We start from the raw sequence: 12958 nt of genomic DNA on the forward strand, positions 1-12958 counted from the left end.
GGCTGGCGGCTGGCGGCTGGCGGCTGGGACGAGCGTGTACTTGCCTCAGCCGGTCCAGCACGTTCGACGAGCCACGGCGCAGGCAAAACCCGACTCTCCGAGCCAGGGAAGCCGCGCCCGTCAACTCCTCCCGCCCCGCGCCAGCACCCTCGCTCCGCCCCGCTCCAGCACCGCCGTCGGCACCCACGTCCTGCCCCGCGGCCACACCTCTCGTTCGCGTCGCAGTTCCGCGCCGTCCCTCGGACTTCGCCTTCCCGGGCCGCCCGCGCCACCCCCGCGTTCCCCCGGCCCGGGCCGCCCCGCGTTCTCCCTTCCCTGCCGTGGCAATGGCCGCTGCCCGCCCATTCGCCTTCTCGTCCCCTCCTCCATGTCCCGTCCCGACGGCCAGGCAACGGAGTCAACCCCATGAGACCCACGTCCCTCCGTCCAGGACGCCTGTCCCGATCCTTAGCCCATCTGTCCGGAAAACAGCCGCGCGGACGGGTTTACCGCAACCGTCCGCACGGGAACCCTCGGCGGCGAAAGGTGGTGAGCAAGATCGGCCAAATCCGAGTGGGCACGTCCGGCTGGCGATACCCGCCGTGGCGCGGCGCGTTCTACCCCGCCGGCCTGCCGCAGCGGCGCGAACTCGAGTACCTTTCCCGCCGGACGAACGCCGTCGAGATCAACGGGTCCTTCTACTCACTGCAGCGCCCCGAGCGATACCGCGGCTGGCACGCCGAAACCCCGGCCGGATTCCTGTTCGCGGTCAAGGGCGGCCGGTTCATCACCCATCTCAAGCAGCTGCGCGACGTCGAAACCGCGCTCGCCAACTTCTACGCCTCCGGCGTCCTCGCGCTCGCCGACAAACTGGGGCCGTTCCTCTGGCAGCTCCCGCCGCGACTGGCCTTCGACCCCGATCGAGTCTCCACGTTCCTCGGCCAGCTCCCGCGCACCACCAGCGAAGCCGCCGCGCTCGGGGCGAAGCACGACGACAAGCTCAAGTCCGAAGCGTTCCTCGAATCAGGACCCGATCGGCCAGTCCGGCACGCGCTCGAAGTGCGCCACCCCAGCTTCACCACGACCGAAGCAACAGACCTGCTCAAAAAACACCGAGTCGCTCTGGTGACCGCCGACGCCGCCGCGCCGTGGCCGTACCGGGAGGACCAGACCACTGACTTCAGCTACGTCCGCCTGCACGGCTCGGAAGACCTCTACACCAGCAATTACTCCGACTCGGCCCTGCGCGCCTGGGCCGCGAAGATCACCGAATGGCACGACGGCGGCCGCCGAGACGTGCACGTCTACTTCGACAACGACAGCAAAGTCGCCGCCCCGCACAATGCCGTCACGCTGACCCGTCTGCTCGGCCTCCCCACCGAAACCGACCCGGCACAGTGAGCGGACAGTGAGCGCACTTCGGTTGGGTAGTGATACGGGCCGCCGGTGGTCTACGTGCTGCCGCTGGGGGTCGGCACGCGGACCACCGCGCCCCGCTGCCCTCCGGTGCCCGGCAGGGGAACCGTCCCGCCGAATGGCGGAAGCTATCCCCGCACCAAATCGGCCATCTGCGCGTGTTGAGATGGTTCAACCAGCCCCACGCTCCGACGACACGGCTCGCACCACGCCACTGAGCTGCTCACACCTGATCCGAACCACGCGGCCACCGCCCCGCGCTATCGCAATGCGGCCAAGCTGACGCCTTGCCACTCCAGCCAACTGCACCCGATTCGCACCGGGCAGCCGACCGCGTCACGGCAACGCGGCCGAAGCCCATCCCCGCCCAAAGCCCGCCAGCTGCGCCCGAACTCTGTGCGCGCCGGGATGATCCGGCCAGACTGCTCGCGATCAGCAGTCCAAGCCGCAGCGGTGCCGACGCGGCAAACCAGCCAACTCGACCCGAACCGCGTCAGCCTCGTCGACGGCCGCCCGCGAGCGACCAGCCGACCCGCCCAACAATGTGACCGAAGCTCACCCCGCACCAAGCCAGCCGACCGCGCCGCACCCGATCCAAACCGCACAATCAACAGCCCTACGCCCACCGCAGCACGGCCGAAGCCGCCCCCTCGCCAAGCCCGCCAACTGCGCGTGAACCCGTTTCGCGCCGGAATGATCCAGCCGAACTACTCGCGACCAGTAGCCCCGATCCACCGCAGGGCCGCCGCGCCTCCCGCCGCATCACCAGCCGACCGCGCCCGACCCACGTCCGGCTGATCTGACCTCGTTAATAGCAACCCGCGAGCAACCAGCCAACCCCACCCGGCTGATCTGACCTCGTTAATAGCAACCCGCGAGCAACCAGCCAACCCCACCCGGCTGATCTGACCTCGTTAATGGCAGCCTGCGAGCAACCAGCCGATTCCACCCGAACCCGATCCGGCTGATCCAACCTCGTCAACGACAGCCCACGAGCAACCAGCCAACCGCACCCAAACCTCATCCGGCTGATCCGACCTCATCAACGGCAGCCCGCAAACAACCAGTCAACTCCACCCAAACCCGACCCGGCTAATCCATCCACATCAACAACCGCCCAAAACCCCGGCACCACAGCCGAAACTACCCCCGCACCAACCCGGCCAACTGGGCCCGCACCCGGTCCGCGTCCGGGTGGTCCAACCTCGTCAACAGCCGGACCGCGCGTAGCCAGCAGTCTCGTGCGGCGGCAGTTCGGCCGTAGCGCAGGTGCGCCGTGCCCAGTTCCGACAGGACGTCCGCGGCCTCGTACTCCTCGTCCATCGCGAAGAACATGTCGACCGCTTCCGACAGGCACTCGATGCCCTCCACGTGCCGACCCAAGCCCAGCAATGCGCGTGCCCTCGCGGCCAGCGAGAAGCGGCCCTGTGGCAGGTCGTCCGCCGGGACCAACGCCAACGCCTCGTCCGCGAGCGACAGCGCTTGCGGGTAGTCCCCCATCATCGCGCACAGGTCGCCCAAAGCGCGCAAAACGTTCGCCTCCACCGAGGTGAAACCCAGCTCCCGCGTGATTTCCAGCGACCGCAGGCCATGCCGGTAAGCCTCCGGGAAATCCTCGATGCTCTGTGCGGTCATCGCCAGGTTGTAGCGCGCCCGCGCCTCCCCCGGCAGCGAGCCCAATTCCAGCTGCACGGCCAGCGCCTGCTCCAAATATTCGCGCGCCAGCACGTAGTTTCGGGCGACTCCCTCGATCACGCCTAGTCCATTAAGGATCGCCGCTTCGCCGTGCCGTTCGCCGGAATTCCGCGCCGCTCGCAAGCCGATCTCGAAGACGTACCGCCATTCGTCCACCCGTGCGCGTCCGGCGAAATAGGTGAACAGCGACCAGGCCAGCCGCCAGCATTGCGCGTGCCTGCCGATCCGGAACGACCATTGGATCACCGAGATCAGGTTCCCGTGTTCCTCGATGAACCACGCCAGCGCCCGGTGGAAGTCCGAGAACTCCAGTGCCCCATCCGCGGGAACCGGGCCGATTTCGTCCATCAGCTGGTGCGGACGCATCGCCAGACCCGCGTTCCGCGCCGACGCGATGCACCAGTCGAGCAGCCGCGAGCTGGCCTCCGCGCGCTCGGCGTCGTCGTCCTCCTGCTCCGACAATTCGTGCGCATAGGCGCGAATCAGGTCGTGGAACTGGTACCGGCCCGGCTTCGGCTGGATGAGCAAGTGCGTCGAAACGAGGGTGTCGAGAGCGCCGCGAGTCTCCTTTTCGGACCGTCCGCTCAGCGCGACTGCCATGCCCAGCGACAAATCCGGACCCGCCGACAGTGCCAGCAACCGCAGCAGTCGCGCCGCCGCTGGGCACAAAACTCGATAGGAGTAGGAGAAAACCGTACGGATATTGGTCTCGTCGCCGTCGCCGAGATCGAAGGTGCTCAACCGGCCGGCGTCCGAAGGCAACGCTGCCACGAACTCGTCCAGCGGCAGCCGAGGAAATTGAGCCGCGCGCACGGCGAGGATCCGGATCGCCAGCGGAAGTCCGCCGCAATACTGCACAAAGCGACTGGCCGCGGCCGGGTCCTCGTGCACCCGTTCGACGCCGATCGCCGACGCGAGCAGCTCCACCGCCTCCTCACTGTCCAATTCGGACAGAGCGATCCGGCGAGCCCCGTGCGTCGCGACCAGTCCGCGCAGTTGCCAGCGGCTCGTCACCACGACCAGGCATCCGGGCCCAGGCAGCAGCGAACGCACTTGTTCGGTGCTGTTCGCGTTGTCCAGCACCACCAACAACCGCCGGCCGGTGGTGTACGTGCGCCAGGTCGCCGCGCGTTCGTCCAAACCGGACGGGATTCGATCCGCGGGCACTCCCAGTGCGATGAGCATCGTCTCCAGCGCGGCGATCGGCGACACCGGCGCGCCCGGGCCGTAGCCGCGCAGGTCCAGGAATACCTGGCCGCCGGTGAAACGATCGGCGATTTGGTGTGCGAAGTGGACAGACAGGGTCGTTTTCCCTTGTCCGCCCATGCCTTCCACCGAGGCGATCGGCGTGGAGGTGCCGTCGTCGAGGGCTTCCGGCAACAACGCGCGCAAGGCCTTCAAGTCCGCCGCTCGACCGGCGAAAGCACCGAGGTCGGCCGGAAGCTGGTGCGGCACATGAGGTTCCAGCGGCGTACGGAATCGCGTGCCCTCGTCGCCGCCCAGTACGAGTCGATGCGCCCGCTGCAGTCCGGCGCCGGGGTCCAAGCCCAGTTCCTCGGCGAGAAGTCCGCTGATCCGCCGGTAAACGTCCAGCGCCTCGGCCTGTCGCCCGGAGCGAAGCAGCGCGTACATCAGTTGCTCGTGCGGCCGTTCGCGCAGCGGATGTTCGCGGGTCAGACGCTCCAGCTCAGGCACAACGGTGTCGTACTCGCCGACGGTCACCAACGTCTCAGCCCACTGCTCGCGCACCCGCGTGCGTTCCTCGGCGAGCTGTCCGACCTCGTCTCGATGCAGCGCGTCCGATTCCACGTTCTGCAGCGCCGAACCCCGCCACTGCCCCAGCGCGTCCTCGAAATACCCGGCCGCCCGCCGGTGCTCGCCTCGCTCCGCCGCGCTGCGGCCCCGCGCCGCGAACTGCCGGAAACGACCGAGGTCCACCGCGTTCTCGTCGACTTCCAACAGATAGCCGCCGCGTTCGGTGCGGATCGCCGCGCCGTCGCCGAGCGCCCGGCGCAGCCGCAGGACATACGTCTGCAGCGCGCCCTTAGACCGGCGCTGGTCATCGCCCCACAGCCAGTGGCTGAGCACGTCGACCGACACGAGCCGGTTGGCCCGCAGCAGCAGTCCGGCGAGCACGATCAGCGGGCGGCTGCCGCCCAGCGGCACCACCTGGTCCCCGGCCAGCACCTCGGCCGGGCCGAGCACCCGGAAGTCGAGGCCGTCCACACGTTCCATTGTGGCGTTGAGACGGCCCCCGCGGCACCTCGGTTCCCGTCACCGCCGCGATGGCATGATCGGCAGTCATGCAGGTTTACGCGCTCCCGCTGCACACCCGGTTCCGGGACATCACCGTCCGTGAAGGACTGTTGCTCCGCGGCCCCGCCGGCTGGGGCGAGTTCTGCCCGTTCGCTGACTATTCGGACACCGAGAGCGCGCCCTGGCTCGCCGCCGCGCTCGAAGCGAGCGAAGAAGGCTGGCCCGAGCCGGTCCGCGACCGCATTGAGGTGAACACGACAGTCCCGATCGTGCCGCCGGAACGCGCGTACGAACTAGTCCGCGCCTCCGGCTGTCGCACGGCGAAGGTCAAGGTCGCTGACAAACGCGCGACGCTTGCTGAGGACTGTGCGCGCATCGAAGCGGTGCGCGACGCCCTGGGTCCGTCCGGCGCGATCCGGGTCGACGCCAATACCGCGTGGGATGTCGACACCGCCGTGCACGCGCTCGGCGAACTGGACCGCGCGGCCGGTGGACTGGAGTACGCCGAGCAGCCGTGCCCCACGATCGACGACCTGGCCGCCGTCCGCCGCCGGGTGTCGGTGCGGATCGCGGCCGACGAATCGATCCGCCGCGCGGAAGATCCGCTGAAGGTCGCCGTCGCTGGAGCCGCCGACATCGCTGTGCTCAAGGTTGCTCCGCTTGGCGGAGTGCGCCGCGCGTTGGAGGTCGCGGAGGCGTGCGGACTGCCGTGTGTGGTGTCGTCGGCGGTGGAGACGAGCGTCGGGCTGGCCGCCGGGCTCGCGCTCGCCGGGGCGTTGCCGGAGCTGGACTTCGCCTGCGGGCTCGGCACGATGTCATTGCTGCGCGGGGATGTCTGCACCGAAACACTGTCCCCTGTGGACGGTTATCTGCCGGTGCCGCGACAAGCCCCGGAACCGGACGCCTACGCCGAGTTCGCCGCGTCGCCCGAGGTGGAAGCGGCGTGGCTGGACCGGTTCGAGCGGGTCCGCCGGATCAACGGGTAAGGGAGACTTCAGGGTCGCGGTCCGGGGCGATCCCGGATGTGCGGTGCGCCCCGGTCGCGGAGTATTGCTGGCATGACGGACAACGTGCAGGCCGCACCGGCCAAGAAGATCTTCCGCAGCCGCTCCGACCGCATGCTCACCGGCGTGTGCGGCGGATGGGCCAACTACCTCAACGTCGACCCTTCGATGGTGCGCATCGCCGCCGTCGCCGGGGCCGTGCTCTCGGCCGGGGTGATCCTCCCGGTCTACGCCGCCGCGGCCGTGCTGACGCCCGAAGACTGAGCCCAGCGGTTGCTGGCGCGGAAATGGGCGAAGCCCGGCCCACCGCGAGGGTGAACCGGGCTTCGCCGGAAAGCAGCCGAACTCAGAAGTCCATGCCACCCATGCCGCCGGACGGGTCGGCCGGAGCGGCGGAAGCCTTCTCCGGCTTGTCCGCGACGACAGCCTCGGTGGTCAGGAACAGCGCCGCGATGGAAGCGGCGTTCTGCAGCGCGGAGCGGGTGACCTTCGTCGGGTCCGGCACGCCGGCCGCGAGAAGGTCCTCGTACTCGCCGGTGGCGGCGTTCAGGCCGTGGCCCTGCGGGAGGGACTTGACCTTCTCCGCCACGACGCCGCCCTCGAGACCGGCGTTGATCGCGATCTGCTTGAGCGGAGCCTCGACGGCGACCTTGACGATGTTCGCGCCAGTGGCCTCGTCACCGGTCAGTTTCAGGCCCGCGAAAGCGGCCTCGGCGGCCTGGATCAGGGCCACGCCACCGCCGGCGACGATGCCCTCTTCCACGGCGGCCTTGGCGTTGCGCACCGCGTCCTCGATGCGGTGCTTGCGCTCCTTCAGCTCGACCTCGGTCGCGGCGCCGGCCTTGATGACGGCCACGCCGCCGGCCAGCTTCGCGAGCCGCTCCTGCAGCTTCTCGCGGTCGTAGTCCGAGTCGGAGTTCTCGATCTCCGCGCGGATCTGGTTGACGCGACCCTGGATCTGGTCGGCGTCGCCGGCACCCTCGACGATGGTGGTCTCGTCACGGGTGATGACGGCCTTGCGGGCGCGGCCCAGCAGCGACAGGTCCGCGTTCTCCAGCTTGAGGCCGACGTCCTCGGAGATGACCTGGCCGCCGGTCAGGATCGCGATGTCCTGCAGGATCGCCTTGCGGCGGTCGCCGAAGCCCGGGGCCTTGACGGCGACGGACTTGAAGGTGCCGCGGATCTTGTTGACGACCAGGGTCGCCAGGGCTTCGCCCTCGACGTCCTCGGCGATGATCAGGAGCGGCTTGCCGGACTGGATGACCTTCTCCAGCAGCGGCAGGACGTCCTTGACGTTGGAGATCTTGGAACCGAAGAGCAGGACGTACGGGTCCTCCAGCTCGGCTTCCTGACGCTCCGGGTCGGTCACGAAGTAACCGGACACGTAGCCCTTGTCGAAGCGCATGCCCTCGGTGAGCTCCAGCTCGAGCCCGAAGGTGTTGCTCTCCTCGACGGTGACGACGCCTTCCTTGCCGACCTTGTCCAGCGCCTCGGCGATCAGCTCGCCGATGGTGCGGTCAGCGGCCGAGATCGAGGCGGTAGCAGCGATCTGCTCCTTGGTCTCGATCTGGACGGCCATCTTGTGCAGCTGCTCGGTGATGGCCTCGACGGCCGCCTCGATGCCGCGCTTGAGCGAGATCGGGTCGGCGCCGGCCGCGACGTTGCGCAAGCCCTCGCGCACGAGCGCCTGGGCGAGCACGGTGGCGGTGGTGGTGCCGTCGCCCGCTACGTCGTCAGTCTTCTTGGCAACTTCCTTGACGAGCTCGGCCCCGATCTTCTCCCACGGGTCCTCGAGCTCGATCTCCTTGGCGATGGAGACACCGTCGTTGGTGATCGTCGGCGCGCCCCACTTCTTTTCGAGCACGACGTTCCGGCCCCGCGGGCCGAGGGTCACCTTGACGGCTTCGGCGAGGATGTTCAAGCCGCGCTCAAGACCGCGGCGGGCGTCCTCGTCGAACGCGATCAGTTTGGCCATTGCGGTGTGGTCCTCCGGTATTGGGCGCCACCGCCGCGCTGTCTCCAGCGGCGGCAGCAGGACACGTCCTCGGCCAGGCTCGGTGCCCGCGACGGACGACTGACCGGTGGGTCAGCCTCACCGTCCCGACCTTCAGGCAGGCGGTCGGTGACCGCTCGCCTAGCACTCGACGGCGTCGAGTGCCAATGCCGTGTTTAGCACTCTCCGGGGTCGAGTGCAAGGAGCGCAGGTCAGGGCCGGTGCGCTTCGGAGACCAGGTCGGCCGCGTCAGTGGCTCGGCTGGATGTGGATCGACGACGGCGGCGGGCGCAGCGACGACGGACCGGCGGACTTCGAGCCGCCGGGGCCGACCGGGATGTTGGGCGCCGACGACGTCGGGGCGGTGCCGCCGTTGCCGTTGTCGTCCCCGCCGAAGAGGAAGATCGCGCCGACGACCAGTCCGGCCGCGACGAGCACCCCCAGCGCGATCCACAGCCACTTCAGGCCGCCGCTCTTGGGCTTCGTTTCGAACGCTCCCGCGCCGCCTGCCGGGGACGGCGGGCGCAGCCGCATCGGGTCGCCGAAGGCCTGCTGCTGGTTCGGGTGGTTCTGCTGGCTCGGCTGACCGGGGTAGCCGGGTTGGTTCGGGTAGCCGCCGTAGCCGGGCGGGGGGCCTTGCTGAGGTTGCTGGCCGGGCTGACCGGGTTGGCCGGGGCCGGGCTGACCGAGGTAGCCGTAGCCGGGCGGGGGGCCCGCGGGGCTTTGGCCGGGGTAGCCCTGACCAGGCTGCGGCTGGCCTGCCTGCGGCTGACCGGGTTGGCCGGGCTGACCGGGTTGACCGGGTTGGCCGGGCTGACCAGGTTGTCCGGGTTGGCCAGGCTGCGGCTGACCCGGCTGGGGCTGGCCGGGCTGTGCTGGATAACCGGGCGGGAGCTGGTTGCCGTAACCGGCGGGGCCGCCGTAGCCGCCCGGTGCGGCGTATCCGGGTTGGCCGGGCTGTGCCCATGCGCCGGGAACGGCCTGGCCGCCCTGCGCGCCCGCACCCGGCGCGCCGACGCCGGGGGCACCAGCCTGCATGCCCTGCCCTGCGGTTCCGGGACCTCCCGGCTGAGTGCCCGGTCCGCCCTGCCCAGCAGGACCGCCGGGTCCAGCGGCACCGCCAGCACCGGGCCCGCCAGAACCGGCGGGAACACCGGCACCGGGACCACCGGGACCGGGACCACCGGGACCACCCGCTCCGGGTCCGCCAGCGCCGCCAGGTCCTTGCTGCATGCCCGCCTCCGGAAGTCCGTTCGGCCGGGCCGGGCCCGGCGGGTTGTCCGAGGTCGCGAGGGGGCCGAGCGCGACCCGGGCCGCGGCGATCATCGCGACGCAGTTGGGGTAGCGGTCGTTCGGGCTCTTCGCCATGCCCTTGCGGATGACGTCGTCCACGGCGGCCGGGAGCGCGACCACGCTCGCCACCGACGGCGGTTCTCCGCCGAGGTGGCCCTTGATGACGGTGGGGACGTCGCCGCGGAACGGCGGGTTGCCGGTCAGGCAGGCGAACAGCACACAGGTGAGGGCGTACTGGTCGGTGCGGCCGTCGAGCGGTTCGCCGCGCAGGTGTTCGGGGGCGGCATACGTGGGCGAGCCGAGGAAGTCGCCACCGCGCGTGCGGTGGCCGGTGGCTCCGCGGCGGGTGAGGCCGAAGTCGGCGACGTAGACGTGCTCGCGGGAGGTCTCGCGGCTGGTGACCAGCACGTTGGCCGGTTTGACGTCGAGGTGCACGAGGCCGTGGTTGTGCAGCGTGTCGAGGGCGTCGGCGACCTGGTCGAGCAGGCTGAGCGCGCGCGACGGGCTGATCGGGCCCGCGGACATCAGGCCGGCGAGGTCGCCGCCGTCGACCATCCGCATGGCGATGTAGAGCATGCCGTCGAGTTCGCCGAAGTCGTACAGCGGGACGACGTTGGCGTGGTCGATCGCGGAGGTGTTGCGTGCCTCGTCGACGAACCGTTCTCGGAACTCGGCGTCCGCGCCAAGGTGGTCACCGATGACCTTCAGCGCCACCTTGCGGCCGAGCCGCGTGTCCGTGGCCTGATAGGTCACGCTCATGCCGCCCTTGCCGAGCACCGAGTCGATGCGGTAGTGGCCCAGCTGGCGACCGGTGAGGTCCCCCGACACGTCGCCTGTCACGCAGCGCAGCTTAACGCGCCGGTATCCGCTCTCACTGCCGGTTCGCCCAACCGGTCAGCGGACCTGCCTCGCTAGACCTTGCGGACGTCCGCGGCCTGGCTTCGGCCGTCGCGGCCGGACTGGACTTCGAACTCCACTCGATCGCCCTCGTCGAGAGTGCGGAATCCGTCGGCCTGGATGGCCGAATAGTGGACGAAGACGTCCGGACCCTCGGGGGATTCGATGAACCCGTAGCCCTTTTCCGAGTTGAACCACTTGACGGTGCCGACTGCCACGGCGCCCTCCCTCGGGACAAGAATCCGCTGTCCATCAGCGTGCGAAGTGGAGTTCACGCTACCGGAATCATCGCTCCCGGCAATGGGATAATCGGCAGATTCCCCTTACGCCCGCGACACTCGCCGGTTGCGCGATTGGACGAGCACAGTTCCCGGTCCGGCGAAATCGAGGACGAGTCCTTCGCCGGTTCGCAGCGACTGCGGACCGCTTGGATCGAGAGCGCGCAACCGGCATTGCACGGTGTCGGGATAGGCGAGGAGATAGTCCGGGCGCACGGTCACGATCTCGCCGCGGCCGAGGTCGAACGAGTCCACCGGACCGGGCGCGGTGAGCAGGAGCGGGCCGCGGCCGCTGTAATGCTCGAGGAACCCGGAATCGGCGCCGAACAACTGCTGCAGCGGGGCCCAGTTCTGGTCGACGCGGACCGTGCTCGGCCGGGCGAGCACGCCTTCGCGGTGCACCGACCAGCCGGTGGAACCGGTCAATTCGAGCGGATAGACGTCGCCGGGGCCGAGCGGCGCCAGGTCGACCCAGCCGCCTTCCGGCGGTGCGGTGAACACCGAAGGTCCGCCCTTACGGCCGCGGTTCGAGTTCGTCTCGGCCACGTTGAAGCTGCTGGCCAGCAACGATTCCGCGGCGGCCTGCACGGCTTCGCCGGGGGCGAGCAGCACGCGGGCGACGCCGAACCCCGGCGTGTGCCTGGTGTGGACGCGCATGTCAGCGGGGGGTCGCGAGCGCGGCGCGCCCGGGCTGGTTGCGGACCCGAAACTGCATGAGAACTCTCCCCGTACTCCCCGACTTGTGCCGGGAGAGTGTTGCACGACGGGCAGCAAGAGGGAGGATGGTCCGCGTGATCTCCGTCGACGCGTACCGCGAGACCGTGACCGAACTGCTCGGCCGCGCGCCTGTCCGCACTGTTCCGGTGGCTGAAGCCGCCGGGCTCGTCCTGGCCCGCGACGTGCTCGCCGACGTGGCGCTGCCGCCCTTCGACAACTCCGCGATGGACGGGTACGCCGTGCGCGCGGCGGACGTCGCCGAGGTCCCCGTGACGCTGCCGGTGGCCGACGACATCCCGGCAGGCCGGGTCGATGTCAAACCGCTCGAATCGGGTACCGCTCAGCGGATCATGACCGGCGCGCCACTGCCGCCTGGCGCGGACGCGATCGTGATGGTGGAGGACACCGACCGCGGCACCTCGGAAGTCCGGATCTCCCGCGCGGCCTCTGTCGGCAACCACATCCGCCGGAGCGGCGAGGACGTCACGAAGGGGACTGTCGCGCTGCACGCGGGCACCGTGCTGAGCCATGCGCACCTGGGCCTCGCCGCAGCGGTCGGATTGGCGGAGCTGGAGGTGTACCGGCCGCTGTCGGTGCTGGTGGTGTCGACCGGCACGGAGCTGGTGGAAGCCCCGAACCCGTTGCAGCACGGGCAAATCTACGAATCGAACAGCGTGATGCTGGCGGCGGCGCTGCGGGAGCTCGGCTGCCAGGTCGGGGTCGTGCGCAGCGTGGTCGACGACGTGGAGGAGTTCCGCAAGATCATCGAACCGCGGCTGGAGTCGGTGGATCTGCTGATCACGTCGGGCGGGGTGTCGGCCGGTGCGTATGAAGTGGTGAAGGACGCGCTGACCGGGCAGGGCGTGGAATTCCAGAAGATCGCGATGCAGCCCGGCGGGCCGCAGGGGTGCGGTCGGTGGAACGGCGTGCCGGTGGTGACGCTGCCGGGGAACCCGGTGAGTGTGCTGGTGTCGTTCGAGGCGTTCCTGCGACCGGCGGTGCTGTCCGCGATGGGCCATTCGGCCGTGGACCGGCGGCGGGTGCGGGCTCGGTTGACTGAGGACATGACGTCGCCTGCTGGCCGACGGCAGTTCCGGCGGGGGTTCTATACGCCGGTTCTTGGTGAGGTGACTGGGGTTGTCGGGCCGCGCGGCGGGCCGGGGTCGCATTTGCTGGCGGCGTTTACGCAGGCTAACTGTTTGATCGTGTTGCCGGAGGAGGTTTCGGAGGCTTCGGAGGGGGATGAGGTCGAGGTGCTGCTGCTTTAGTGGTGACGTCCGTTCGGCGGGTTTTGCTTGCCGGGCGGGCCGTTCGACCGGTGCGAGGTCCGAGGCTTGCGAGGGTCCGTTGGCGGTCCCGTCGAACCCACGTCGACCGCCATCCCGCTCGCGACTCTGGCAGCCGCGTTTCCCGGCGCAGCATCAGGTGGC

At 69.7% G+C, this 12958-nt stretch carries 9 protein-coding genes; 4 read left to right on the forward strand and 5 right to left on the reverse strand.

Annotated elements, in window-relative coordinates; translation table 11 throughout:
• The first annotated feature begins 528 nt into the window (after positions 1–528).
• A complete protein-coding gene (locus ACZ7SW_RS22540; protein ID WP_470232378.1) occupies positions 529–1380 on the forward strand; it encodes a DUF72 domain-containing protein in 852 nt (283 codons plus the stop codon).
• 1158 nt (positions 1381–2538) lie between these two features.
• Here ACZ7SW_RS22540 and ACZ7SW_RS22545 read toward each other — a convergent pair.
• Positions 2539–5325 (reverse strand): AfsR/SARP family transcriptional regulator, encoded by a 2787-nt coding sequence (locus tag ACZ7SW_RS22545; RefSeq protein WP_470232379.1) that lies wholly within the window; start codon positions 5323–5325, stop codon positions 2539–2541.
• Between the two features lie 68 nt (positions 5326–5393).
• Between ACZ7SW_RS22545 and ACZ7SW_RS22550 the strand changes: the two genes are divergently transcribed.
• On the forward strand, positions 5394–6332 hold the full coding sequence (locus ACZ7SW_RS22550; RefSeq protein WP_470232380.1) for an o-succinylbenzoate synthase: 939 nt from the start codon (positions 5394–5396) through the stop codon (positions 6330–6332).
• A gap of 72 nt (positions 6333–6404) precedes the next feature.
• Entirely contained in the window at positions 6405–6614 is a 210-nt protein-coding gene (locus tag ACZ7SW_RS22555) for a PspC domain-containing protein (RefSeq protein WP_037807882.1), read from the forward strand.
• Positions 6615–6696: 82 nt separating this feature from the next.
• Here the strand turns inward: ACZ7SW_RS22555 and groL are convergent, their stop codons facing one another.
• The 4 genes from groL to ACZ7SW_RS22575 all read right to left on the reverse strand — a co-directional run bounded on the left by groL (position 6697) and on the right by ACZ7SW_RS22575 (position 11468).
• Positions 6697–8325 carry a chaperonin GroEL gene (gene groL, locus ACZ7SW_RS22560; protein ID WP_470232381.1) on the reverse strand — a complete coding sequence of 543 codons (1629 nt, stop codon included), beginning with the start codon at positions 8323–8325 and terminating at the stop codon, positions 6697–6699.
• Between the two features lie 267 nt (positions 8326–8592).
• On the reverse strand, positions 8593–10476 hold the full coding sequence (locus ACZ7SW_RS22565; RefSeq protein WP_470232382.1) for a serine/threonine-protein kinase: 1884 nt from the start codon (positions 10474–10476) through the stop codon (positions 8593–8595).
• Positions 10477–10547: 71 nt separating this feature from the next.
• Positions 10548–10751 carry a cold-shock protein gene (locus ACZ7SW_RS22570; RefSeq protein WP_009083993.1) on the reverse strand — a complete coding sequence of 68 codons (204 nt, stop codon included), beginning with the start codon at positions 10749–10751 and terminating at the stop codon, positions 10548–10550.
• A 105-nt stretch (positions 10752–10856) separates the two neighbouring features.
• Positions 10857–11468: an AIM24 family protein gene (locus tag ACZ7SW_RS22575; protein ID WP_470232383.1), complete on the reverse strand. Its 612-nt coding sequence runs from the start codon at positions 11466–11468 to the stop codon at positions 10857–10859.
• 134 nt (positions 11469–11602) lie between these two features.
• Here ACZ7SW_RS22575 and moeA point away from each other — a divergent pair, with 134 nt between their 5' ends.
• The gene (moeA, locus tag ACZ7SW_RS22580; protein WP_470232384.1) at positions 11603–12796 is read left to right on the forward strand and encodes a molybdopterin molybdotransferase MoeA; all 1194 of its coding nucleotides are present in this window, start codon (positions 11603–11605) and stop codon (positions 12794–12796) included.
• Positions 12797–12958 lie beyond the last annotated feature (162 nt).

Source organism: Amycolatopsis sp. NPDC114484, from assembly GCF_055633755.1.

Bases quoted from the DNA above. Each gene is read 5' to 3' on its own strand.
- ACZ7SW_RS22555 (WP_037807882.1), top strand. From the start codon at position 6,405: ATGACGGACAACGTGCAGGCCGCACCGGCCAAGAAGATCTTCCGCAGC.
- ACZ7SW_RS22545 (WP_470232379.1), bottom strand. From the start codon at position 5,325: ATGGAACGTGTGGACGGCCTCGACTTCCGGGTGCTCGGCCCGGCCGAG.
- groL (WP_470232381.1), bottom strand. From the start codon at position 8,325: ATGGCCAAACTGATCGCGTTCGACGAGGACGCCCGCCGCGGTCTTGAG.
- ACZ7SW_RS22550 (WP_470232380.1), top strand. From the start codon at position 5,394: ATGCAGGTTTACGCGCTCCCGCTGCACACCCGGTTCCGGGACATCACC.
- ACZ7SW_RS22575 (WP_470232383.1), bottom strand. From the start codon at position 11,468: ATGCGCGTCCACACCAGGCACACGCCGGGGTTCGGCGTCGCCCGCGTG.